General features: G+C 64.3%; 15 protein-coding genes. 5 read left to right on the top strand and 10 right to left on the bottom strand.

From position 1 onward, the window contains the following. Positions 1–64 precede the first annotated feature (64 nt). Both AB8808_RS10820 and AB8808_RS10815 read right to left on the bottom strand, forming a co-directional pair. On the bottom strand, positions 65–2893 hold the full coding sequence (locus AB8808_RS10820) for a type 2 lanthipeptide synthetase LanM family protein (protein ID WP_369929243.1): 2829 nt from the start codon (positions 2891–2893) through the stop codon (positions 65–67). 68 nt (positions 2894–2961) lie between these two features. Beyond that, positions 2962–3150, bottom strand: coding sequence for a DUF6229 family protein (locus AB8808_RS10815; RefSeq protein ID WP_369929241.1), 189 nt, complete (start codon positions 3148–3150; stop codon positions 2962–2964). A gap of 286 nt (positions 3151–3436) precedes the next feature. Between AB8808_RS10815 and AB8808_RS10810 the strand changes: the two genes are divergently transcribed. Next, entirely contained in the window at positions 3437–5077 is a 1641-nt protein-coding gene (locus AB8808_RS10810; RefSeq protein WP_369929239.1) for a cyclic peptide export ABC transporter, read from the top strand. 161 nt (positions 5078–5238) lie between these two features. Further along, on the top strand, positions 5239–6330 hold the full coding sequence (locus AB8808_RS10805) for a hypothetical protein (protein WP_369929237.1): 1092 nt from the start codon (positions 5239–5241) through the stop codon (positions 6328–6330). 56 nt (positions 6331–6386) lie between these two features. On the opposite strand, the gene AB8808_RS10800 is transcribed toward AB8808_RS10805, so the two are convergent. Together AB8808_RS10800 and AB8808_RS10795 are read right to left on the bottom strand one after the other, a co-directional pair. Further along, positions 6387–11471 carry an autotransporter-associated beta strand repeat-containing protein gene (locus AB8808_RS10800; protein WP_369929235.1) on the bottom strand — a complete coding sequence of 1695 codons (5085 nt, stop codon included), beginning with the start codon at positions 11469–11471 and terminating at the stop codon, positions 6387–6389. Positions 11472–11851: 380 nt separating this feature from the next. Further along, on the bottom strand, positions 11852–12931 hold the full coding sequence (locus tag AB8808_RS10795; protein WP_369929234.1) for a hypothetical protein: 1080 nt from the start codon (positions 12929–12931) through the stop codon (positions 11852–11854). 701 nt (positions 12932–13632) lie between these two features. Between AB8808_RS10795 and AB8808_RS10790 the strand changes: the two genes are divergently transcribed. Further along, the gene (locus AB8808_RS10790) at positions 13633–14853 is read left to right on the top strand and encodes a PQQ-dependent sugar dehydrogenase (protein ID WP_369929232.1); all 1221 of its coding nucleotides are present in this window, start codon (positions 13633–13635) and stop codon (positions 14851–14853) included. Between the two features lie 26 nt (positions 14854–14879). Here the strand turns inward: AB8808_RS10790 and AB8808_RS10785 are convergent, their stop codons facing one another. After that, a complete protein-coding gene (locus AB8808_RS10785; protein ID WP_369929230.1) occupies positions 14880–15491 on the bottom strand; it encodes a helix-turn-helix domain-containing protein in 612 nt (203 codons plus the stop codon). Next, a complete protein-coding gene (locus AB8808_RS10780; RefSeq protein ID WP_369929228.1) occupies positions 15461–15910 on the bottom strand; it encodes a YybH family protein in 450 nt (149 codons plus the stop codon). The genes AB8808_RS10785 and AB8808_RS10780 overlap by 31 nt, the downstream gene beginning before the upstream one ends. Before the next feature lie 300 nt (positions 15911–16210). Here AB8808_RS10780 and AB8808_RS10775 point away from each other — a divergent pair, with 300 nt between their 5' ends. Further along, positions 16211–18520 carry a TonB-dependent receptor gene (locus AB8808_RS10775; protein WP_369929226.1) on the top strand — a complete coding sequence of 770 codons (2310 nt, stop codon included), beginning with the start codon at positions 16211–16213 and terminating at the stop codon, positions 18518–18520. 24 nt (positions 18521–18544) lie between these two features. Here AB8808_RS10775 and AB8808_RS10770 read toward each other — a convergent pair whose 3' ends face one another. From AB8808_RS10770 to AB8808_RS10755, 4 genes are all read right to left on the bottom strand, one after another. Beyond that, complete coding sequence (locus AB8808_RS10770) at positions 18545–18853, bottom strand: zinc ribbon domain-containing protein YjdM (RefSeq protein WP_506193271.1); 309 nt, start codon at positions 18851–18853, stop codon at positions 18545–18547. 159 nt (positions 18854–19012) lie between these two features. Continuing rightward, a complete protein-coding gene (locus tag AB8808_RS10765) occupies positions 19013–20110 on the bottom strand; it encodes an MvdC/MvdD family ATP grasp protein (RefSeq protein WP_369929222.1) in 1098 nt (365 codons plus the stop codon). A gap of 62 nt (positions 20111–20172) precedes the next feature. After that, positions 20173–20346 carry a hypothetical protein gene (locus AB8808_RS10760; RefSeq protein ID WP_369929220.1) on the bottom strand — a complete coding sequence of 58 codons (174 nt, stop codon included), beginning with the start codon at positions 20344–20346 and terminating at the stop codon, positions 20173–20175. A gap of 117 nt (positions 20347–20463) precedes the next feature. Continuing rightward, complete coding sequence (locus AB8808_RS10755; RefSeq protein WP_369929218.1) at positions 20464–22038, bottom strand: SDR family NAD(P)-dependent oxidoreductase; 1575 nt, start codon at positions 22036–22038, stop codon at positions 20464–20466. A gap of 331 nt (positions 22039–22369) precedes the next feature. On the opposite strand from AB8808_RS10755, the gene AB8808_RS10750 reads away from it, so the two are divergent. Then, positions 22370–26326 (top strand): non-ribosomal peptide synthetase, encoded by a 3957-nt coding sequence (locus AB8808_RS10750; RefSeq protein WP_369929216.1) that lies wholly within the window; start codon positions 22370–22372, stop codon positions 26324–26326. Positions 26327–26335 lie beyond the last annotated feature (9 nt).

The following is a 26335-nucleotide window of genomic DNA, read 5'->3' as shown; positions in this document are numbered from 1 at the left end:
TGCTCGCTTGACATCACGCCAGTGTACCTAGATGACCATATTCGGCATTTTTACCACTTTCGAGCTACTCCCCTATCCTGCATTCCATCAGCAGCGGCGACGGGATATCGCACTCCGGATGCATGCGATTCAACTGGTGGATCGACCCGGAGATGCCGCTCATCAGGCCCGGAGTGAACGCGTCACGCGCCAGGCCGCCGACGATGCCGTGTTCCTCGATGCTCGACAGGATGATCGCGATGCCCGGCATGTTCTCCGGCGGCACAAGGTCGGAATCGATCCGGCGGGCACGCATCAGCAGTTCCCACGTGCTCAGGTCGCCGTGGCATAGCGTGTGGCTGTAGCCCCAACCGCCCTTGACGGCGGCGCGCACCGCGCGTTCCAGCGTGCTCAGGTGACGGGCCTGCCCGGTTCGCGCGTAAAGGTCACACGCGGCCAGGCCGATACCGACACTGCCATGGCACCATGTGTTGGCGAAGTCGCGGCTTTCGGGTTTACGAACGTCGATCCAGTTGCGGCTTTCCGCATCGTAGAGCGACTCCTCGAAATCGAAAGCGCGCTCCGCGAGAGCCAGCCAACGCTGTCGATCGGCCTCCGTGCCGGCCTGGCTCAGGCCCAGCCGAGCCAAGGCCCAGCCGGTTCCGGTCGCGCCATGGGCGAATCCGCCGATGGGTTCGCTGAAGATCGAGGCGGGCCAGCGTGCGCCGCGCGCATCGACGATGGCCGTGGCTTCCAGTCGACGGCCTGCGCGTGCCGCCAGGGCCAGCCAGCGCGCATCGTCCGTGGCGTCGGCCAGATGCAACAGGGGGACGATGGCGCCGCTCACGCCTTCGAGCATGTCGAGCACGCGCTCGTTCGCGATATCCCAGCGTTCCATCACCGAGGCCTGCTTGACAGCGTTGGCGAGCAATCCAGCGTCTGGGCAGAGGCCGTCGAGGGTAAGCCACGTAAGCACCTGGGAACCGAGGCCGATGAAGCCGCCGATGGCTTCCGGCTCGTCCGTGTCCTCGGCCGTGCGCAGCACGCGCAGCACACCGTCGAGCGCCGCCGTCACGCCTTCGACGTCGTCGGCTCGTCCGTGCGTCATCTCGTTCGCGTAACCCGCCAGGGCCAGCGCGATACCTGAAAGGCCGACATAGAGGTTCGGTTGCAGGGTGCGCATCGTCCAGCCGCTGCGCCCGAGGATCGGACTGATCCACGTCATCGTTCCGTCGCGACCGCTGACGGACAGCCGCAGCATCTGCTCGACGGTATCCTTCGCCATCGCGCGCCGGCGGCGATCGATGTTCCCGGCATGGGGATGGCGAGCGGAGAGGTCGTAGGGCGAGCGCTTGTCGTCGTTGAGGCGCACGTTGAGGTGCGCGGTCACCAGTGCGCCGCGTATGGTCAGCTCTTCCATCTCCGGACGCATGTCGAGCCACGCCTGGAATACATCGTCGATCTGCGGCTGTTCCAGCACGTTGGCGAACACGGGGACATCGCCATGGCGCATGTCTTCGATTTCAGCAGCGATGGACGTGGCGTCGGCGGGTGCGACCGGCGAAACCGAGGCATTGCGTTGCAGCAGGTCGGTCGCCCGCGCGATGGCCGCGGGCTCGTCGTGCAGTGATGCCGGGTGCCAGAGCATGCGCATCACTTCGACATACGACTGGGTCGGACGACGAATGCGGCGGATACGGCTGCCTCTGAACGCGGCGACCCGGCCGGCGAGCGCGCCGGCGCGATGCAGGGCGACCAGGCGAGTCGTGAGCTCCTGGAAGCCCGAGACGATATCCTCCCAGAACCGCGAAATGTCCGGATGGATGCACGGATGGTTCTTGGCCTCGTCGATCTGCACGTCGACAAGGCCGACGCGCGCATCGCTGGTACCGGCGTTGACGATTTCCGGGCCGCGGATGGTGGGTTGCTCGCCCTGCAAGGCACCGATAGCGGAAATATCCACGCCATCCAGCCCGAGCGCGGGCGCGCGGAAGGGCACCAGCCCCGTGCGCAGCACCGACGAGCGAATGAGGGCCTGCGCCAGGTCGACGGCTTCGCCCTTGCCCGACGGCGCCATCGTCTCCTCCGTGACGAACAGGCTCTCGACATCGACGACATAGGGCACCGGACCGCAGGCGATCAGGTTTTCGTGGTGGATATCGGTGCCGCCGAGCAGGCGCATGACCGCCAGCCAGTGACCGATGTTCCGGTAGAACGTGACGAGCTCCGCATCGTCCGCACAGAAGATGTGTTCGACGTAGCCTGTCCAGCCGTAGGTGTCCCGATCCAGCACGGCTGGCACACGGATCCGTGGCGATACATCGGCAAGCAGGCTTTCGAGGAAGGATTCCAGCGCCGCATCCACGCGCAACGAGCGCGGTTTGTACATCACGGTGCCGTTGGCGAAGACCACCCTTGCCACCGCTTGCCCGCCGTCATGGACATCGCCCTGGCCGAGGTCCAGCGAGCGCAGTTCGCCCATGGGCTGGCCGAGGAACGCCACAAGCCGGGCACGGTCGGCCGCGAGGCGGGATGCGAGGGTGAGGATGCCCCGGCCCTGCTGCGCAAGCGCGCGCTCGAGGCGTGGGGCGAGCACGGGATAGCGTTGGCGCAGCGCGAGGGGAAAGTCGGCCTGCGTGGCCTTGGCGACGAACTGCGCGAACTTCGCCGCTTCATCGCTGGCGGTCAGTACGCCGGACAATTTCGCCGCATGCAATTCGAGTAGCAGGACGCGATTGAGTTTACGCGCCGCGTTATCCAGCAGCGCACGATCGGCGCTACGGATGAAGATGTCTTTCTCGTCCGCGCTAAGGTCAGGTTGCGCGGCAAGCTCGTCGGCGAGTTGTCGCCTGACGTCGTCCGTCAGGAACGCGATGATCGTGGCGAACGTATCGTTAGGCTGCGAGCCGGCCATGTATGGAATCCGCGCGTTGGCGAGAAATAGCCGTGGGGGTTGGCCACGGCTATCGTTACTGCCGTCTGTCAGCAGCAGAAACTCGGCCGGGAGGCCGTACAGGAACTGCAGTTCGAAGCCAGTGCGATATCGGTACTGGTGAACGCAGCGATGGTGGTGGCGTGCCCTTCGGTATAAAGCGATCCCGCCGGATTGTCGTACCCATCGACGCTGTCGGCACCACTCAACCAGCCAGCCAGGATCTTGTCGGTCTGCATATTGAGATACTCCACGATGTGTTACAGGCAGGCGCCCGAACGTGGCGCGACCCCACCGCCGCGGGCGCTTCGGCGGTGACGTCTCCTGCGTTGCCGGGACAAGCCGACGCAAGGTCGTTTCGACGGTCCCGGGGGACACGTCGGCAAACGTCATCTTGTACGAAATGACGCCCTGCTCGGCTGGCCATGCCGAATTTGCGCCCAACGCGACGAACACGGGCGCGTTCCAGGTGTGACAGTGCGCAGGTGAGCCCGGCTTCGTGTCCTCCATTAACCGGATGAGTCGATGATTCTCAAGCATTTTCTTCGCCGACATCGCCCTGCACTCGTTGCCGCCGTCGTCCTCTCCGCGATGAGCGCGATATCGACGATGGCCTTGCTGTCCCATATCAACAGGCTGGCTGCGGGCGGACCTGGTGCACTGGGTACGATGCCGCTGGTTACGGGGATCGGCTGGCTTCTCGCGCTCCTGGCATCCAGTGGCGCGTCGCAGTTCATCCTGGCGCGCCTGGGGGCGTCGCTTGTGGCGCAGTTGCGCGTGGATCTGTCGAACCGCTTCATCGAGCTCGAATACGAAACACTCATGACGACCAAGCATTCGATCGTGGGCTCCCTGATCGAGGACGTGGCCAGCATCGCCCCGCTGGTACTGGTCGCGCCCCTGCTCGCCTACAACATCTTGCTGGCTGCCCTGTATACCGTCTATCTCGCAAGCGTGTCGTTGCCGCTGCTAGGCACCCTGCTCGCTTTCCTCTGCTCGACGCTGCTGGTATCGCTCATACTGGAGAGGTTCCTTCGCACGCGCTTCGATCGACTGCGCGACGCCAGCGACACCGTGTTCGAATACTTCCGGTACCTCAGCGACGGCAAGAAGGAAATGACGCTGAATGTACCCCGCGCCACCTACGTGGCCGACGAACTGCTGGGTCCGGCGATCCAGCGAGCACGCGTGCTTTCGGTCCAGGTGAATACCGGGCTGGGCTTCAACGAGGCATGGTCGTCGGCGGTGGTCTACGCATCGGTGTTCGTGATCGTCTATCTTGGGTATGCGGCGTTGGCGTTGCCGCAGGCGACGGTCGTCTCCTTCGTCATCGGTGCGCTCTTCCTCAGCGGCCCCGTCGCGTTCATCGTGAGCGCGGCAAGGCAGGTGGGCATGGGCACGGCCAGCCTTCGCCACCTTCAGCGCGCGGGGCTGGATCTCGCGCGTGAAACCGTCGAACGGACACCGGATATCGCGGCAGCGCCACTCGACACCTGGGAATGCATCCGGCTGGAAGATGTCTCTTACCGCTATGCCGGCGACGCCGAACCGCGCATCGCGCTGGGGCCGGTGAACCTGGAAGTACGGCGCGGCGAGATGGTGTTCATCGTCGGTGGCAACGGAAGTGGCAAGTCGACGCTGCTGCTCGTTCTGAGTTCATTGCTGGCACCCCACTCGGGCCGGGTCACGGTGGATGGCGTACCCCTGGATGGCAACATCCATCGTTATCGTGAGCGTTTCACCGGCGTCTTCGGTGATTTCTTCCTCTTCCCCCACGTCATCGACGCGACGGGGCGACGCCTCTCCGACCACCATATCGAGCAGTTGCTGAAGGCACTCGGGCTCGGCGCCCATGTGCAAGTGAACCAGGGCGAGTTGTCGAAGCTCACGTTGTCCACGGGGCAGCGAAAGCGCCTGGCCTTGCTGCAGTGCTATGCGGAAGATCGCGAGATCTTCTTCTTCGACGAATGGGCGGCGGACCAGGACGCCCACTTCCGTGACTACTTCTATCGCACCTTGCTGCCCGAGCTTAAGGCACGTGGCAAGACGGTCATCGCGATCAGTCATGATGACCGCTATTTCCACGTGGCCGACCGTGTCGTCAAGCTCGAGGGCGGAAAGATCCTCGAGTGTCTTGCGGACGTCGGTACGGCCCCGCCCATGTGACGCACGTCCTGTTTTCTTCCCCTCCCATCGCCGACGGTGGGGGGATGTGGTCGTGGCTGCGTTGTAGTCAAGGAGTGGCTCTCGATGCGTCCCGCTGATCCTTCCGCAGACGATGCTCGTCGCCCCTCTGAATTTCCTTCCACTCCAAGGGGTAGACAACAATGACGATCAAGAACATCCGGCGCGCCATTCCGTCGGCCATCGCCACCGTGATCCTGGGCATCGTCCCGTTCGCGGCGGCGACCGCCGCGCAGACGGACATCGCGGCACTCGCAAAGACCCAGGCGGTCCAGGCCTGGCATGAACAGGTCAAGGAGGACGGCCCGCCGGCCGAAGGTTGCTGGAGCGTGTCCTATCCGAGCCGCATCTGGACGGCGGAGCGATGCAATGCAGCGCCCAACTACCGCTCGATCCCGCCGTCGCCGACTTCCGCCGGCCAGTCGCGGGTCACCCGCTCGACCAGCCTTTCCGGTTCGCCGGTCTCCGCCAAGGCAGGCGCCGGTGTCGACTATTCGGCGGTAACAGCTAGCCTCACGCGTTCGGCCACGGGCAGCTTTCCCACGGTGACGGGCGTCACTTCCGAGTCGGGTGCCCTGGGTGCCAACAAGTACACCCTCCAGCTCAACACCAACACCAGCGATGACGTCGTCAACCTCGGCAATACGTCGCCCTACTGCGCCGCCAACGGTTATGCCGCCTGCTCCACCTGGCAGCAATTCATCTACTCGACCGATAACGGTAGCAACAATCCGCAGGTATTCATCCAGAACTGGCTGTTCGTCGGCCCGGGTGACTCGTGCCCGCGAGGCTGGCAGTCCTTCAATACCAGCGAATACCAGGGCTGCTTCACCAATAGCCAGGCCGTCGCGGTGCCCAATGTCCCGGCAAGCAGCCTGGGCAGCGTCAAGCTCGCCGGCTCGGCCACGGCCAACGGAAACGACACCGTGACCTTCACGAACGGAACCAAGGTCTACGCCATCAGCGAGCGCGACAGCACGCTGCAGATCGCCTCGACGTGGAACACCTCGGAGTTTAATGTCGTCGGCGACGGGTCGAACTCGCCTGCGGCGAACTTCAACCGTGGTTCGGCCATCACCGTCAAGCTGGCCGTGAACGACGGCTCGACCCGCGCCCCGAGCTGCCTGGGTCCGAATGGTGGCGGCACGACGGGTGAGTACAACAACCTCACTCTGGGTCGTTGCACCACGTCGGGCGGCGCCACGCCGTTCATTCAGTTCACCGAATCGAATTGATCCCGGAGTGGATCGTGCTCGACGATGCATCGTCGAGCACGATCCATACCACGCCATCAGAACGTCTTTACGAACCGCGCCGATACAAGTCGTGAACTGTCACGTTGGCCCATCTGGTAATCATAGCCAAGGTCCAGCGATGTATCCGTCGCAAGGTTGGCCTTGAGTCCTACGTTAAACAGACCGCTGTAACGCGAGAGGCCGATACCGACCAGGGGCTGCCACTGTTGCAGTCCCACGAAACTGGCATCGAAGACATCGCCCGTTGACGCCAACGTGCGCTGGAACTGTGCACTCGCCCGGACGTCCAGTCCGCGCCCGCCCCCGAAGTCCCAGTGACGACTGGCTCTGAAGCCAGCTCCAGCCTGCCAGCGATCGAGTACCTGCGCATGGGCCTGCAATCCGAAACCGCCCGCCCCTTGCTCGGTAAAACCGTCGCGACGTATGTTTGCGTATTCAACGTTTATGAAGGGAATCACACGCGTGCCGGCCAGGTTCAGATTCAGTCCTGTCTCACCGTAAGCGACGCTGTAGTCACCACCGTACCGTGTGCCCACAGCCTGTGTATCCAGACCCAGCAGCAGTTGCCGATTCACGTCCTGCTCAAAATGTCCCACGCCCAGGCGTGCCTGCGTGTACCAATTGCCGTTGAGCGTGCCCGCGTAAAGCATCCCTTCGGTCGTACGGCTGCGGTTACGGTCGGCACTCTGATCGAGCCGTTGCTGGCCCTGGCTCTGCCCGAACGCGAAGCCGGCCACGCCGGAGTTTCCGATCTTCCGATCATTGCCGATCATCCATCCATTGAGCTGGAAACCGACGCTGTCGAAACCGGATCGCCCCATGTTCCCGTCCATGCTGAGGTCGTGCGTCCACATGCCGTAGCCGCTCTTCCTGTCCAGCAGGTCGTCCAGGTGATCGGCCAACGCGCGGCTGGAGGCGTCGATCGCCTCGAATGTCATGGCCGCACTGGCTGCATGCAGTTGCCCCGACAAGGTCTGCAGGGATGCCTGTGCGGCCTGGACCGTGGGAGCCTGCTGGAACTGACCCGCGGCAGTGACGAACGTCGCGGGCACGTCAGAGAGGGTACCGCTTGCGACGTTGGCGTCCATCTGGTTGAAAGCCTTCTGGACACGCGTGGCGCTGGCCATCGACGCTGTGGTGAGCACGCCACCCCGCTGCGTTACTGCGGTGGTCACGTTGAGGCCGGTGGTATCGAGCCACGCGCTTTGGGCGTCGTACTGGATGGTCGTTGAGGTGAATACGACGCCAGCATCCTTTACCAGCTGACTGAACGTGCCGCTCACACCGCCGGACGCGACGAGGACATCGGTATGCGTGTTGCTGACATAACCGGCGTCGGCACCCGTGACCTCGAGCGTTCCGCCGAGCGTGGCGGCCCCGCTGACGGCAAGCTTGCTGCCCAGGCTGACCGCCAGGATACCGCCGGATGTCTGGCTATAGCCGCCGCCCACCGTCGAATCACCGGCGTGCACCAGGACCCTACCGTTATTGACGAGGCCGCCAAGCACGCCGGGAACACCGTCGAGGCTACCGCTCGTATTTACGGTGACACTCCCTGCAAGCGCCTGCGTCGCGCGCAGCGAACCCGCGTTTATCGCCGTGCTGGCCACACCTGGCAGGGCATTGCCGTCGATCAGCCATGTACCGGTACCATTCTTGAGCACGGCACCACTGAAAGTCGTCGATCCCGTGACCGCATCCGAGTAACGCTGGGTGGTGCCTGCATCACCGTCGAGGGCCAAGGTGGACTGGCTGTTGCCGCCTATCTTCAGTGCACCGTGAATGTAGCCACCGGCACTGAGCGTCACGTGGTGGACCAGCGCCGGGTCCATCTGTACGTCGCCCACGATATAGCCGGCGTTGGAAAGCGTGAGGCTGCCATTCGAACCGTACTGGCCAAATCCGGAATACACGGGGACATAGATCGCGCAGGCCGGCGTAGCGGAACAGTCGCCCGATGAAGCCGCAGTCGTTCCGATCGTCGAACCGGCACCGTTGACGACCACGCCCCCCACGCCGAGTCGGATGCCTGTCTGGCTGCCCGTTATATTGCCGCCGCTCGTATTGTTGACCGCAACGATCGCGCTGGACATGCTGTCGCCGGCAACGCCCGTCATGCCGGCGACGAGGCTCCCTCGGTCATTGTTCACAGCACCACCGTCCCGCAAGCTAATGCCGTTCTGCACGCCGACGATGGAGCTTGCGCCCAGGTTGTTGATAACGACGTTCGTATGCGAGGCGAAGACACCGCTGCTGATCGGAAGGTTGAACGGCGGGGCTTCGCTTCCCGAAGTGATCCGACCACCATTTGTGTTGTTGACAGCAGGCATATCACCATAAATGCCGGCATTGGTGAGGCCTGAAATGGTGCCACCATCATTATTCACGACTCCGGCGGATTCCACCCCCCTGGAACCACGAATGATGCTACCGGACCCATTTGTGAGCGTGCTGTTGGCGCCGAGCGACACAGCGCCGCCGACATAGCCCCGCTGGAGCACCGTCTCGATGATGCCTCCATCACGGTTGATCACGGCGGCCGCGCCGCCGCGGACCGCCGTGAAAGGACCACCACCATGCACGGTGCCGGCATTATCCAGCGTGGCACCGTCCTGGAGCAGGGTGTCGGCGATGCGGGCACCGGCATCCACCCTCAGAACGGCGGGTACCTGATTCCCGCCCACCGTCGCCTGATAGCCGAGCGACGAGCCGCCGGCGACCCGAAGCGTTCCTGCGGTGACGAAGGTTCCGCCGGTGAACGTATTCGCGCCGGAAAGCGTCACCGTGTTCACGCCGAGCTTCGTCACTTGTCCCGAACCGCTGATGGCACCCGCAAAAACCTGGTCATCATTCCGGTTGAATACCAATGACGCGTTGTCGAGGATGGGACCCGCCAGGGTGCCCGTCGTGCCACCGTCGCCGATCTGCAGGCTGCCCTGGTTGATCGTTGTGCCTCCCGTATGGGTGAGGTCGCCCGTGATCGTCAGCGTGTTAGACCCCGTTTTCTGGAACACGCCAGCGCCGCTCACCCGGTTGCTCAGCGTCACATTATCGGAGCGATCGATCACCAGAAGCCCATCGTTGAAAATATCGCCCGTGACGCCGCCCGTGGTGCCACCCGTACCCAGTTGCAACGTGCCGCCATTGATCCGGGTGCCGCCCGTGTACGTATTGTCGGCCACCAGTGCGACGGCGTCGGCCCCCTCCTTGATCAGGTTACCGCTTCCACTGATCGTTGCTGTTATTCCAGGCGCCACGTAGGAAGGATTGCCTAGGTTCAAGACCAGGGTACCGTTGTTGGCGATCGGCCCGGAGTTCCAGTTTTTCGCTCCGCCATTGCCGATCTGCAACGTTCCCCGGCTGATGGTAATCCCCGCCAGGGAAACATCGTTGGCAACGATGAGCGTGCCTGTACCAGCCTGGGTCAGTGAACCCGTACCCCGGATCGCACCATCGACACGCACGGTGTCGCTGCGATTGAACACCAGTGCGGCGTTATCGGTAACGTCCCCTGCGACCGTGCCAATCGTCCCGCCGTTACCGATCTGCAACGTGCCTTCCGTCACCGTGGTCGGTTTGTTGGCTGTGTTCGTGCCATCCTCGGTGAGATTGCCAGTCACTATCAGTGTTCCGGCACCATCTTTCAGCAGCGCACCACTGCCCGTTATGTTGCTGCCGAACAGCACGTCGTCACTGCGATCGAACCTGACGTAGCTGTTGTTGACGATATCGCCGGTGAGCCAGCCAACGGTGCCGCCCTTGCCAATTTGCAGGATGCCGTCAATGACGGTGGTTCCGCCGGTATAGGTATGGTCGCCGGTAAGGATGAGCGTGCCCGCGCCCGCTTTGCGCAATGCGCCCGAGCCCTGGATCACTCCGGCGAACTCGACAAGGTCGCTGCGATTGAACGCCAGTGTCCCGTTGTCGGTCACATCGCCGATGATCGAGCCGCTGGTACCTCCGCTGCCGATCTGCAATACGCCGCCATCAATGGTGGTTCCACCCGTGTACGTGTTGGCGCCGCCAAGCACGAGGGTACCGAGATCGGTTTTGACGAGCCCAGAGCTACCCGTGAGCACACTTTTGATCGTGGCTGCGTAACCGACGCCAGCGGCGGTGCCGTCCCCAACGCGGAACACAGTGAGCTCGGGATGCCCCGCTCCGCCCACAAGGCCAATCGGGTCGCCTTGCACGAGATAACCGGTGCTGGCGAACTGCATGCCCGCCACCGTGACGTCGCCCTTGCCCGCGTCCACCGTAACCGTACCCGGGGTGGCCTGGAATACGGCGAACGAGCCGTTCGCAAAGACCGAATTCGTCGCGCCATTCACGTCGGTCCAGTTCGTTCTGGCCCCAGTGCCGCTCGCCTGCCATGTTCCATTGCCGCCGTTGACGGCGCGGTCGCCCTGCGGGCCGCCATCGCCATCCCAGAAGGTGACGTTCATGCCTTGGGCGTCTACAACGTTGATCTGATGCGCGACGGCGGTCTGCACTCGCAGGCCGCCGTCCACGTCCAGGCCATTATCGATAAGCGATCCGCCATAGTTGAGCAGACGGTAGACGCCCGGCCCAGGAAAGCCACCTGATGAAGAGTCGATCTTGAGCCTGCCGTCCAGCGTCAGGTCTCCTTTGACTTCCAGGAAGTCGCTGACCCACGGGTTATGAGCATCGAAAGCGGTCGCGTCATAGGCCAGCACGGAGCTCGACGAAAGCGCCAGGTTGCCATGGATAAGCAGGTTACCGACGGCTCCCCGGCTGCCGGGTGCCAGGGTAGCGCCGGCGTCAACGGTGACGTTGCCACCGATGGTGCCGCGGCCACCGAGGGTCGCGCCGCTGGCAACCTCCGTGTTCCCGGTCGACGCCGACTGGTCTCCATCCACGTAAAGCTCCCCCGACGTCACCTGTGTGACGCCGGTATAGGCGTTGGTACCAGTGAGCGTCAGCGCGCCGGCACCTTCCTTGACGACGTCGAACGAACCACTGAGCTTGTCAGCCAGTACCGTGGCAACCCCCGTAGCAACGTCGATCGCGCCACCGGCAAAGCCTGTGCCGTTAGTGGGAGGTGAGGTCGGCGGCTGATCGGGCGGTGAGGACGTTGGCGGGACAGATGTCGTCGGCACAGACGGAGGCGACGATGGTGGTACGGTCGATGGTGAGGTCGGCCGGACGTTTCCATTTCCTCCCCCCCCCCCACCGCATGCAGAAAGCCCAAGTGCCATACCCACGGCCAGCGCCATGGCTCCCAGCCTGAATCCCGTGCCCGACGTCGCTGCGCCGAGAGCGCCCACACCTCGCGATGCTTCCATGTACCCCTCCCCTGATTGCGCAGCATCTTGCCGTAAGAACCAGCGAGACGCCATATGCAATGCGGCAGAGGACCACGATACGCAAGACTGGGCAGCGGACGCACGCTTACTATCCGGGAGCATCCGAGTAGAGAGCTCAGGAGAAGGTGCCGAAGCACGATCCTTCGGCACCCTTAACCAGTGAAACGTCTTGCCTAGTTCGACTGGGTAAACTGGACCGACGGTGACGCGCCACCGCTTGCCGTGCAGCTGCCGAGATTCAGATTGTTGGTCTCACCGGTCGTGCCGGCGTTCGACACGCAGGTCGGTCGTGCGGTGGTGCCATCGACGGCGGCGATCTTGACCGTGATCGACGAGCCGGCATTGAAGTCCGCTTCCGCTCCGCCCGCATCGCCGCTTACGTTGAAGTCGGCTTGGCTCCAGACGCTGGCGATACCCAGCACGCTGTCGCTGGCACTGAGCGAGTAGGCCTTCGTACCGTTGGTGAAGACCAGCGTATCGTTGCCACCGATGGTGGCGGTTCCCGTCAGCTTGAGTTTGGCCAGCTGCGTCGCGGGAACGTTCGGTGCGGTCACGCCGGCGCTGTTCTTGTAGCAGGAGCCACTGCCGCCGCCGAACCACCCACTCGGGCACGTGTTGCCGTAGCCGATCAGCCAGTACTGGATGAAGGCCTGGGCCTGGCCCGGCGTGCTGTAGTCGGTGCCATAGACGAATTGCTGCCAGTTCCTGCAGCCCGAATGATTCTGGCAGGCCGAGGTTGCCTGATCGGCATTCGTGTTGACCTGGAGCGTGTACTCGTTGGGTCCGAGAATGCCTCCATTGCCGAACGCAGCCACCCCGACGCTGCTCTCGGACGTCACGCCGGTAACCGACGGAAACGTTCCGGTGGCGCTCCTGATCAGGTTGGATGTGGCGATCGCGTAGTCGTTGCCGTTACCGGTGGTTGCCGCACCCGAGGCCGGTGCAAACGCCCCCACAGCCTGGGCACGGCGCGGCATCGGGTGAGCGGATGGACTCACCTGCGAACAGGACGTCTTTTCCCAGGTCATGCTCGGGAAGGTCGCCTGGAAGCAACCGTTGGAGGGCGTCGACATGCGTGTAATGTCTTCGTGCCAGCTCTGTACGGCTTGCGGAAGCACCATCGACGGCGCTTGCGCCGTGTCATCGCTGAGAGGTGCCGCGAAGGCGGCGGGTACGCAGGCTGCACAGGCAAGGCTGGCGACGACGGCGAGCTTGATGCGTCGAACAGCAACGGAAAGGTTGTTCACTGGCACGTTGTTCTCCCGTGGAAACGCGTTGGTATAGCGGTGAAAGCCGGATGATCCGGGCCCCCCGTTGTTTCCGAAATAACATGCGGCCCTGAAGTGCCACCTCCCTGTGTGCCGGGATGTAACCACGAAATATCGACGTCGCGCCATGCGCCAGGAAACGAAAAATGTTTCGTTTTACGCGTAAAAAGATGATGCCGACAACATATTCAGCACTTTTGAAAATGCTGCCGGCCGACTTGGCGATCCATGCTGCGGAATAATGCCTAGCCGTCGCGAACTGGCGTTTTTCGTCTTTTTTTTGGCAACGTGTGGCTGCCGAAAAAGCTTCGCACTTGTTGCTCTCCGCCGATCAACGGCGCCTGTTCATCAGGTATGGCCGCACCGGAAGATCGACGTACCTCATGACCAGGTAAGCGAAAGCGATCAGGCCAACCACGCTTCCACCGATTATCAGAGTCAATGCCCAGGTGTCCGGCTTAGTCGCCGATAGCAATCGCCGAAGATATACATGAGCGAACGGCGCCACCGACACCCATCGATCCGTGAAAGGCCATGCCCGGGTGCGCGAAGCATCCGGGATCGTCATCGGTGATCGTCCTGTCCGTCGTCATCTGGAATAGATGCATTGTAGATCGGCGGATGGCAGACTGAACCTTGCAACCATCCAGGCAGGGCGCAAACGCCGGCCGCGAGGAAACATGCCCATGAAGCACCTGACGAACGCGCTCTTGCTTGGCGCCCTGCTCACCGGCGCCGCCCATGCACAGACCAATGCAGGCGACCAGAAACCCGATCCGGAACTCCCCTTCACGGTGACGAAGGTAGCCAGCTTCGACCTGCCCTGGCGCATCGCCTTCCTGCCCGATGGCCGGATGCTGGTCACCGAAAAAGTCGGCCGGGTCGATCTGGTGACTCCGCAGGGTGCCAAGACCGAACTCAAGGGCGTTCCGACCAGCTACGTCGAAGGCCAGAACGGCATGCTTGGCGTGTTCCTGTCGCCGCATTACGCCAGCGACCACTACGTCTACCTCACCTACGTCGCCCCCGGTGATTACGGCGGCGGCCTGGCGATGGGGCGCGGCCGCCTGGTCCTGGATAACGACCAGCCACGACTGGAAGGCTTCCAGGTGCTGTGGCAGCAGATGCCCACCGGCAAGGGTGGCCAGCCCGGCGCCCAGATCGCGTTTTCACCCGACGGCAAGTACCTCTTCCTTACCGTGGGCGACCGGCAGCGCTTCACCCCCGCGCAGGATCCCGACCAGCCCGAAGGCAAGATCCTCCGCCTTACGCTGGACGGCAAACCCGCCCCGGGCAATCCGTGGGCAGGCAAGGTCGGCGCCCGGACCATCCCGCTGATCGATCCGCCGGCCGATACCGAGGCGGCCAAGACGGCACCGGTCGTCAGTACCTACACGTTCCCGGGTGCCAACCTCACGCCCGCCGAAACCTGGAGCACCGGCCACCGCACGCCGTACGGCCTCGCCTTCGCCCCGGACGGCCGGCTGTGGGAACTCGAACACGGCCCCTTCGGCGGCGATGAGTTGAACCTGATCCAGCGTGGCAAGAATTACGGCTGGCCGCTGGTGTCCTACGGCGCCAACTACAACGGCGTGCCTATTCCCAGCCCGGATACGCGCCCGGATCTCGTCAAGCCGGTCATCTACTGGAAGCCGGTGATCGCGCCGGGCAACATCATGTTCTACAAGGGCGACCTGTTCCCGGACTGGAAGGGCAGCGCGCTGATCAGTGGTCTGGTCAGCAGCGGACTCATTCGCGTCACCGTCGACGACAAGGGCGGCGCCACCGCGGTCCAGCGCTGGAGCGTCGGCAAGCGCATCCGCGATGTCGAGGAAGCGCCGGACGGCTCGCTCTGGCTGCTGGAAGACGCGCAGCCCGGCGGCCTGTACCGGCTTGCCCCGAAATAAGTCCTGGCGCAGCGTGAGGGCGCCGGTCAGTCCCTGAAAATGGCCGGCGTTCCCACCCAGATCATCCGCACCTCGTCCTTGCCCGCATTGCGCATGCTGTAAGGATGCCGCTGGTCGAAGTGCGCGCTGTCCCCCGCGTGCAGCACGAACGTCTTCCTGCCCACCGTCATTTCGAGCGAACCACTGAGGAGGTACCAGAACCCCTCCCCTTCCCTGTGTATCGTCGGCGCCACGAGCCCCGCCGGCACGGTCAGGCGTAACGCTTCCATCTTGCGCTCGGCATGTCGCCCGCTCAGGCGTTCGTAGACCACGGGCGACTCGAGATCGATCCGGTCGTGCTCATCGGCGCGGCAGACGATCTGCCCCGGCGTGGGAACGCCGACGAAGTAGTCGACGTCCACCTCCAGGGCCTGGGCGATGGCTTCAAGGGACAGCAACGAGGGGTAGGCCAGGTTTCGTTCCACCTGCGACAGGAATGGAACGGACAACCCGGATTGATTGGCCAGGCCTTGCAGGGTCAGACCCAGCCCACGTCGTCGATCCCGGATCGCCGAGCCAATACTGAGCCCTGCGGCTTTGTCCGGCGTTCCCTGCGCGCCCGTCATGGTCAGGAGCTGTGGTCGCTGCTGATCAGCCAACGCGTACCAACCTTGTGGAACAACAACGAAGTAAAGCCCGAGACCTCGGCGCCGGTGTCCGGCTTGAGATGATATCGGCCGATGACGAAGGCGTACTGGGTGCCCAGCGGCTTGACGTCGAGGATATCCACGGTCAGCTTGCCCAGGCCAGCGCCCGGCTTGCGGAAGCGTGACGCGTACATCGTCTCGATGGCCTCGTACCCTTCGACGATGCCGCTCGAACCCACGTAACGCGTGCCAGGCGCGCGTTCGTAACACTCCATGAAGGTTTTCAGGTCACCGGCGGACCATGACGCGGCGCTGGCGTCGAGGGTCTGCTTGATGGCCTGGGCAACCGTTTCGGCTGGGGCATCCGCCGCCATGGAGGCGGTCGTCACCACGGCGCCCAGGGCGCAGAAAAGAACGGACAAGGTTTTCATGGCACCCCTGGAGCATGTGGGAAGTCGCCCTTCCGCCGGCGCCGGCAAGCATGGCCGGATGGCAGCGGTCGGTCCGTTGGCAGCCTAACGTAAAAGCTTGACTCCATCAAAACTTTTTGATCTGATCGAAACAGGGATCGCTGCACTGCCGCAAAAAAAGCGGTTCAGACGGCTATACGTCCGGCGCCAGGGGCGCAACGCACACTTGCTCGAGAACACGCTCGCCATGGCGGCGCGTGCGCGAAGGGTATGCCTGTTTTTCAAGACCGTCTTCCATCCAGCCGAACGGCAGGGGCTTCCATGAACCAAGATCTCAAGCGCACGCTGCTCTACACCGCCCTGCTCTCCGTGGCATTGGCCACCGGCGCGGCCGCCGCGCAGGATGCCACCGACCCGGCCAACGGCAAGAAGAAAGCCCAGGCGTCCGACACCCCGCAGAGCCTCGAAGGCATCACCGTCACCGCCGCCAAGCGCGAGCAGGATATCCAGAAGGTGCCGATCAGCATGACGGCGCTGACCGGCGAGCAGCTCGAACGCCAGGGCGTGACCAGCCTCGTCGACCTGGCGCGTATCGCGCCGTCGTTGACGGTTGCTTCGTCGGGCCCCGGTTCCAATAACCTGATCATCCGCGGTATCTCGTCGAGTGCGGGCTCCGCTGCCACGGTCGGCTATTACCTCGACGACGTACCCATCGCCGCGTCGAGCAATGCCGCGCTGCTGTCCACACGGGGTGTCATCGATCCCTCGGTGTTCGATATCGAGCGGGTCGAGGTGCTGCGCGGGCCCCAGGGCACGATCTACGGCTCCAGTTCGATGGGTGGCACGGTCAAGTACGTGACCAACCAGCCCGACCTGGACTTCGTCGAGGCGCGCATCAAGACGGATGTCTCGGGCACGTACCATGGCGGCCCCAATGCCAACGTCAATGGCGTGCTCAACGTGCCGCTGATCAAGGACACCGTCGCACTGCGCGTATCCGCGTACTACCGCGACGATGACGGCTATATCGATCGTTACCCGATCTCGCCCGCCAACTACCTGGCGGCGGACCCGGATGGGGCGAAGAAGGACAACGTCAACACGTACAAGACGTACGGTGCCCGTGTGGCGATGCTGATCAAGCCGGACGACTCGCTGACGATCACGCCCAGCGTCATCTACCAGTATTCCCGGCTGGGTTCGCCGTTCACCTACGACAAGGTCCCCGCGACGCTCGACAACCCGTACCAGGTACGTGACGTCAGCGAGACCAACGTCCAGAAGTCGACGATCTCCAACCTTGCGATCCACAAGCAGTTCGACGCCTTCGAACTGATGTCGTCCAGTTCGTATTTCACCCGCGATATCAGCATCCGCGACGACAGCTCCAAGGTGATAAACTACTTCTTCGGCCTGCCCAGCGTCTACCCCACGACGATGTACGGCAGCTACAAGAACAAGGAATTCACCGAGGAAGTCCGCGCCACAAGCAAGTTTGACGGGCCGGTGCAGGCGATCCTGGGTGCGTTCTATCACGACGTGCGCGCGCCGCTGAATTCGTCCATTCCCTATCCGGGTGGCTTCAACCAGACCTTCGGCACCCCGTTCCCCGCCTACTCCACCATCTACCAGGGCGGCCGCAACGCCACCCTGGATGAGTACGCGGTGTTCGGCGAGCTGTCCTGGAACATCACCGACAAGCTGAAGGCCAGCGCAGGCCTCCGCGCCTTCGAGGTGAAGCAGGGCTTCTCGCAGACCGGTGACGGCCTGCTCAACGGCGGCCCAAGCGCCGTTCAGAGCAAATCGAAGGATTACGGCAGCACGCCCAAATTCACGCTGCAATACCAGATCACGCCCGACGACATGGTCTACGCCACGGCCTCGGAAGGGTATCGGCCGGGCGGCCCGAACAACCCTGCCCCGGCCACGTTGTGCGGCTCGGAGGTCTCGGGGCTGGGCCTCAGCCAGTCCCAGCTGAACAAGTACAACCCGGACACCCTCTGGAACTACGAGCTGGGCTTCAAGAGCGCCTTGCTCGACCGGAAGTTGCTGGTCGACGCGTCCGTGTATCACATCGACTGGAAACATGTGCAGCAGCAGATCGTGCTCGGCTGCGGCTACAACATCACCGCCAACTTCGGTAGCGCGGTCAGCCAGGGCGCGGAACTGGAACTGAAGTTCCTGCCGGTCAACTCGGTGACCCTGAGCGCCGGCTTCAGCTACAACGATGCCTACCTGAAGAACGATGTGCCCGGCACCTCGGCGAAGGACGGCGACCGTCTGGTCAACGTGCCCCGCTTCACTGGCTCGGTGGCCGGTGAATATCGCCACCGGGTCAACGCGCAGTACGACGGCTTCATGCGTGCGGACGTCAGCTACGTGGGCGACTCCAACTTCCTGTACGACCGACAGAGCCCGTTCTACCGTCGCAAGGGCTTCGCCACCACCAACATCCGCGTGGGCATGGAGGGTCGCAACGGTTTCGATATCTCGCTGTACGCCACCAACCTGTTCGACAAGCGCGGCGAGACCGACCTGCCGGTCGCCATCTCGGCCGACCTGCCGACGACGCGCCGCGTGGCGCTGAACCAGCCGCGCACCATCGGCGTGACGATGCAGTATCAGTATTGAAGGGTCAGGACACTTAGTGAGGGGTCAGGCTTTCTTCAAGAAGCACACCTTGAGCACCAGCCCCTTGATCTTGTCCGAGTTCCCTTCGACGTGTTCTGCATCGCCATCCACTAGGTGGATGCCGCGTATCACGGTGCCTTGCTTCAAGGGGATGGAAGACCCCTTGACCTTCAGGTCCTTGATGACGACGACGGAGTCGCCCTCGTTGAGGACGTTGCCGTGGACATCGCGCACGACCATCATGCCCTCGTCGGCCGCAGCGGACTGCTGCGGCCACTCATGACCGCAATCCGGGCAGATGTACATCTCGCCGTCGGGGTAGGTGTTTTCCATGCCGCAGATCGGGCATGCCGGGATGTCGAGGGTTTGCACGGCGCGCTCACTTGCTGGTAGATACCGAGCGCGTGATTATACGGGGCGATGCAGCGAACGAACCCATCAGCATGGCGACGTCGGGTAGGTGCGACGAATCGCCGCTGCGCCGCCCGCGCCCTACTCCACCGTAAACAAAACCCGCTCCGGCGGCGCCTCATCGACCGCCTCGCGCAGCCGGTCGAACCGATCCGACGCCCAGAAGCCCTTCATCGAAACGTCTTCCACATCTTCCAGCGCATAGTCCACCCGCCCCGTGACCAGCATCGCCGTCATGGCCCGCAGGATCGGGCAACCCGGCAGCATGTCCTCGACGAAGAGGAACTGCCCGGCCTGGTTCACCTCCAGGAAATGGAAGTCACCCTCGGCGTCCATCACCAGGTCGATGCAACCGAACACGAGCCCCAGTTCCCGCATGAACGCCCGCAGCCGAGCCTCCAGCGCCTCGGGCAGCACGATACCGTCTGCGCGTAACTCGGGATCGCCCGCATGCGTGCGCCAGTCCACGAAGCCGCCGCCCCGCTCCTTGTGGATCGCCAGCGCGAACATACGGTCGCCGATCACGGTGACGCGCACGTCGCAGGTCTTCTCGATATAGCGCTGGTAGATACCCGGGCACACGGCGATCGCCTCCGCGGGCAGGTCGCTGTCGCCGTCCAGCAAAGTGACGCCGACCGCGTGCATCTTCCCGCTGTCGCGCTCTTCCCACTGGTGGACCAGGAAACTCTTGAAGACGATCTGGCCCCAGCGCACGCGCATGGCGTGTACCTCGGCCGCGTCGGTGGTCACCACGGTATCGGGGAAGGGAATGCCCAGGCGCCGGCACACGCTGAGCTGCACCAGCTTGTTCTCCGCGTGCCGCGCCGCGTCCATCGGGTTCACCCAGAGCGGGCGCGCAAACGTGCTTTCCAGGCTGAACACGCTGCGCTGGAACATCTTCCATTCCCACTCGGCGAAGGTGCGGTCCGCCTCGGCGCAATGCGGCTTCGGTTCCTGGAACCGTCGGTTCCAGACGGCCGTGACACCACCCGCCAGATCGAACGGCGCATCCATCGACTCGCCGTCCGCGTCGATGTGGAAGCGATAATGCGAACCGGGCGCCGTGGGCAGGGCCGCGAACCACAGCGGCTCCACACCCTGCTGCTCGATCGCCCACGCCAGCGCGCTGGCGTGCGGATCGCTGTGCGGCGCGAGGATAAGCGGACGTGTTCCTGCCATGCTGTCTCTCCCTGAACGAATGCGCCCCGCGAAAGGCGGGGCGCAAGGTGCGGACAGGGGAATCAGCCGCCGATGATGCCGATTTCCGGCTCGGGTCGATCCGGATCGGTATAGACGGTGAGGAATACGTTGCCGCGGTTCTCTTCCTTCAGCGTGGGGGTGACTTCCGTGGCACGAAGGCGGGCGAAGGCGCGGGGAGCGGAAAGATCGTGGGACGACGAGGCATGGCATGTCATGGCAAAACGTCTCCTGGGAGCGGCAGAAGGGCCGCGATTTACCCTAAGCGATCCCCGGAAGCCATGCGTGAAAGCCTGCCGAAAACGCATGGTGGTCCCAGGCGGCGCCCCCTGCGCTTACCAGTCCGTCGGCCGATAGTCCTTGAGGAATTGCCCCCATACATGCTCGCCCGTGTTGATCCCGCTGATGATCGGATCGACGATCCGCGCCGCACCGTCGACGATATCCAGCGGCGGGTGGAACCGTTCTTCCCGCACCTTCTTCGCTGCCAGGTCGGCCGGATCTTCATCGGTCACCCAGCCCGTGTCGACGCTGTTCATGTGGATACCGTCGTTCTGGTAATCCGTGGCCGAGGTGCGCGTCATCATGTTGAGCGCCGCCTTGGCCATGTTGGTGTGCGGATGACGGGTGGTCTTGAAGTTGCGATAGAACTGCCCCTCCATCGCCGAGACGTTGACGATGTGCTTGTCGCGCTCGGGCGTGCGCAGCATCAGCGGCTTCAGCCGCGCGTTGATGATAAACGGCGCGATGGCGTTGACCAGCTGCACCTCCAGCAGTTCCACCGACGGCACCTCGGCCATCAGCAGGCGCCATGAATTGCGCTCGCGAAGGTCCACCTGCTGCAGGTCCTGGTCCAGCCGGCCGTCCGGGAACAGGTGGCTCTGCGCCAGCAGTTCCTCGGGCAGCAGGGGCAGCTGCGAGAGCTCGGCGGCCCGGGTCAGTCCCGGCAACGGTGCCCGCTGTCCGGCGAGCCCGCCGGACGAGGCGGCGGCATCGGGCAGGATGTGCGAGCCGCGCAGGCCCTCGTAATGACCGACCAGCTTGCGAACGTGCTCGGGCATGTCGTGCAGGGCGGCCGTCTCACCCTCCATCATGTGCGCGTAGAAGTCCGGCGGGCGGCGCACGGTCTGGCACGCATTGTTGATGATGAAATCCAGGCGTGGCCGCGTGGCGACCAGTTCCTGGCAGAACGCTTCCACACTGGGCGTGTGCCGCAGGTCCAGCCCGTAGACCTGGAGGCGGTGGCCCCACTCGCCGAAGTCGGGCTCCTCGGCGTAACGCGCCGCGGAATCCCTCGGGAAGCGCGTGGTGACGATCAGTTCGGCGCCGGCACGCAGCAACTTCAGGCCGGCCTGGTAGCCGATCTTCACGCGACCGCCGGTCAGCAGCGCCACGCGACCGCGAAGGTCCACCAGCTCGGTGCGCTTGGCGTAGTTGAATGCAGCGCACGTGGGGCACAACTGGTCGTAGAAGAAATGGATGGCCGAGTATTTCTGCTTGCACACATAGCAATGCTTCGGCTCGATCGATTCGCGCGGTTGCGCGGCATCGGCGTCGGGCCCGATATCGTTGGCCTCGAACCCTTCGGGCGCGAAGACGTTGGGTGTAGTGAACACCGGCTTGCGCCGCAGCGCGCGGATGCCGGTCTGGTTGAGCACGTCGTCCTCGGCCTTGATCTTTTCGGCATGACGCGCTTTTTGGGCAACTTTCAGCTTGATGCGGCGCTCACCCGGGTCGGGGTGATAGACCTGCGCCACCGCCTGGTACAGGCGTTGACGATCATCGGCCGGCAAACGGTCAAGCAGCAGCCTGTCGGCCGCGACGGACTCGAGCAACTGCGTCGCCGCACGCAGGCGCTCCAGCAGCGCGGTCTCGGCGGCGACGTCGGCCAGGGGGGCGGTAGTGTCCAAAAGCATGATCCGTAAAGAGAAAGAGGAAAACCGGAACGGTGCGCCACACAGTCGTGGAGCACATCCAACCCGCTATTTTGCCTGTAATGCCACCCAGGGTGGTAACCGCGCGATCAAGCCGTTTCGGCAGCACGCCGGAAAACGCTTATGCGCCACGACAGCCCGATTCGCCGTCTGCATTGCGGCATGCCGTGACTGTGATGCGCGACACAGCGTCCGACCACGCAGTGTCATATTCACTCTCAACACTACTTAAGAAATCTTTTTTCTTTCAGACGGCCAAACAAGATCGGCGGATATCGTCCTGCCTGTCGTTAACGCGGGGAACACCATGCATACCGAACGACAAGGCAAGCTGCCGCTGACCACGGCACAACGGGGACTGTGGGTGGGACACAAGGTCGGCGCACCCGGCACCACCATGAATATCGCGGAGTTCGTGGAGATCGAGGGCACGCTGCACCTGGAGCATTTCAGGCGAGCTCTGCTCCAGGTGACCGACGAAGCACAGACGCTGCGCGTGGGTATCGACGAAGACAACGGACGTCCATTCCAGTTCGTTCGCGATGTCTATAACGGTACGTTTCCGTGCATCGATCTTCGCGGCGTGACCGACCCGCGCACGGCGGCCGAGGCGTGGATGCTCGACGAGCTGAGCCAGCCCGTCGACCTGGCACGCGATCCGTTGTGGGTGAGCGCGCTTTTCCTGCTCGACGACGATCGCTTCTACTGGTACCAGCGTGCGCACCATGCCGTGTACGACGGCTACAGCGGCGGCAAGGTAGCGCAGCGCGTGGCCGAACTCTACACGGCGTTCGTACGGCAGGAGGCCCCGGGCCCCTGCGACTTCGGTGCGCTGGCGGAACTCGTCGATGCGGAGGCCGCGTATCGGTCGTCGTCCCGTTTCGGACGCGACCGCGATTACTGGACGGCGCAACTGGCAGGACTGCCCGATGCCGTGACCCTCGCCCGCAGGCGACCGCAAGGCAGTGCGGCCGGCCTGCTCCGGAGTGTGGGCCATCTGTCGAGCGCCACGGTGGATCGACTGCGCCAACTGGGACAGCAGCACGCGACCAGCCTGCCGCAGGTGTTGATCGCCCTGGTCGCCGCCTATTACTACCGACTGACCGGCGCCGAAGACCTGGTGTTCGGCATGCCCGTGTCCAGCCGGATGGGCGATGTGTGGCGGCGCACGCCCGGCATGGTGGCCAATGCGGTCACCATCCGCCTCGCACTGTCGCCCGAGATGACGGCGGGCCAGCTCTTCGCCCAGGTGGCCACCACGGTGCGCAGCGCGTTGCGGCACCAGCAGTACCGCTATGAGGACGTGCGGCGCGACCTGGGGCTGGTCGGCCAGGGCCAGCACCTGGCCCGGCTGGGCATCAATATCGAGCCCTTCGATTACGCGCTGGATTTCGCTGGTGGATCGGCCAAGGCGCACAACGCATCGAACGGGTCCGCGGAGGATCTGACCGTGTTCGTTTATGACCGTGGCAACGGCGCCGACCTTCGTTTCGATTTCGATGCCAGTCCCGCGTTGTACGACATGGCCGAACTGGACGAGCACCGGCATCGACTGGTCCGGATGATCGATGCGGTGCTGGAGACACCTTCGCAGCCGCTCGCCGCGATCGACCTGCTCGAGCCCACCGAGCGTCGGCGACTGATGCACGACTGGAATGCGACGACCTGCCCTGTCGATGCGCGTCCGCTGCCGCAGCTGCTGGCGGCGTGGGCGGCGCGCACGCCGGATGCCGTGGCCATACGCTCGGAACGAAGACAACTGACCTATCGCCAGTGGCACGACCGCAGCGCCGCCTATGCCCAACAGCTCATCGACGACGGCATCGAACCCGGCGACATCGTGGCACTGGCGCTACCACGGGACGAACGCCTGCTGGTGGTGCTGCTGGCCGTCATGCGTGCGGGAGCGACTTACCTGTTGCTCGATCCGGAGGGACCGGTCGAGCGCGTGAACGACATGCTCAACGATGCGAAGCCGCTGGCCCTGGTGACCACGCGGGACATCGGCGAGCGGCTGCCGCATGGCGGCATGCTGCTCGTCCATGTCGAGGACGAACCCCTGCCGGTGTCGCGGCATCCCGACCGGTGCCAGGCCGGCGGCATCGCCTACGTGCTTTACACCTCCGGCTCGACCGGCAAGCCGAAGGGCGTGCAGGTGACCCACGCGAACCTGTCGCATTTCCTGCAGGCGATGGTCCATGCGCTGGCGCCGGAACAGCGTGAGCGCTTCGTCGCCCTCACGGGGGTGACCTTCGATATCGCCGGACTGGAGTTCTACCTGCCGCTGGTAGTGGGTGCGCAGGTGGTAGTGGCCGATACGGCCACGCTCCGGCAGCCGGCCGCCGTGGCACGGCTGATCGACGAGGAAGGCGTCACCGTGGTGCAGGCCACCCCGTCGTTGTGGCGGATCCTGCTGGCCCACGCGGCGTTGCGGCTCGACACCGTGCACGCACTGGTCGGCGGCGAGGCCCTGACCGAGGACCTTGCCGCCCGACTCTTGCAGCGCGCGCGCAGGGTCACCCAGCTCTACGGCCCCACGGAAACCACGATCTGGTCCACGGTGGCCGACCTGGATGCCGGCGATATCTCGCCGCCGCCGATCGGGCGTCCCATCAGCAACACGCAGGTGTATGTCCTCGACCGCCAGCGCCAGCCGGTGGTACCCGGTGCCACCGGCGAGCTGTACATCGCCGGTGCCGGCGTAGCGGCGGGTTACCTGCGCCGCGCCCCGCTCACCGCAGAGCGGTTCGTCGCCGATCCCTTCGCGGCAACGGAACGACCGATGTATCGCACCGGCGACCTGGTGCGCTGGCGTGACGACGGCCAGCTCGAATTCGTCGGTCGTGTCGACCAGCAGGTCAAGATCAACGGCTACCGGATCGAGCCGGGCGAGATCGAGCACCGCCTGCTGGCCCTGCCCGGCGTGCATATGGCCGCGGTGGTCGCGCGTCCGGACGAGTCGGGCAAGACCGTGCTGGTGGCGTATGTCGTGCCGTCCGCGGATCGCCCCTTCGACGAGGCCCGGTTACGCATGGGACTGGCGCGCCACCTGCCCGAACCGGTCCTGCCCGCCTATATCCTCCGCCTGGACAGCATGCCGTTGACGGCCAGCGGCAAACTCGACCGCGCGGCACTGCCGGCGCCGACGCTGCTGCGACAGGCCACCTACGAGGCGCCGCGCACCCCCACGGAAGAGCAGTTGGCCGGCCTGTGGCGAGACATCCTGGGCGTGGAGCGGATCGGTATCCACGACAACTTCTTCGCCCTGGGCGGCGACTCGCTCGCCGCGGCGGAGATGGTCGCGCGATGCTCGTCCCAGTTGGGATCCGAACTGTCGCTGGCCAGTCTCTTCGACGCATCCACGATCGCCGGGCTCGCCCGTGTCCTGGAGCGCGCCGAACATCACGACGCCAGCCCGCTGGCGCCCCTGCTCCGGTTGCGTGCCGGCGGTGACGTCCGGCCCCTGTTCTGCATCCATCCCGCCGTGGGAATCAGCTGGAGCTACGGTGGGCTGCTACGCCACCTGGATGCCCACCAGCCGGTGTTCGGTCTGCAGTCCCGCGCACTGCTCGCTGCCGCCACGCACGACACGATCGAGGACGTGGCCGACGATTACGTCGCGCAGATCCGGCAGGTCCAGCCGCAGGGTCCGTATCGGCTGCTGGGCTGGTCCATGGGCGGACTGATCGGGCATGCCATGACGGCGCGCCTGCAGGCGGAAGGCGAGTCCGTCGAGTTCCTGGCGATGCTGGATGCCTATCCTTTCGCGGCTTCCGACCTGCCCGTGGACGACGCCGACGAGGTACGCGCCGTGCTGCATTTCCTCGGTCTGCACGAGTTCGCGGGCGAGGATGCACCGGTGTCGATGGATGCGCTGGCCACGCTGCTATGCGACTCCTACGACGTCTTCAACCTGCCGGTGGTGCGAGCCCTGAGCCAGCGGGATCCTGGCCTCATCGCGCGTGTCATCGCCCTCACCCGCCAGCACCTGGCCATGGCCCGCCGCTATCGACCGGCCCGCGTGGATACCGACGTCATCTTCTTCCATGCGACGCGCAAGACCGCGATCGCGTCGTCCGAGGTGTTCCACCAGCATCCGGACGCCTGGCAGCCGTGGGTCGGCGGCAGCTTCCATGTCCATGACGTCGACTGCCATCACCAGGCGATGCTGGAGCCCGCCCCCGCCATGGAGATCGCACGGCAACTGCGCCACCGGCTGGGCGAAGCGCGCTTTTCCCCGGCGCGCGTCGTCGCCACCACCTGAGGAGGCGGT

This window comes from Xanthomonas sp. NCPPB 2632 (assembly GCF_041228075.2).
In the GTDB taxonomy this organism is placed as follows: Bacteria; Pseudomonadota; Gammaproteobacteria; order Xanthomonadales; family Rhodanobacteraceae; genus Luteibacter.
This window is presented reverse-complemented; position numbering and strand designations above follow the sequence as displayed.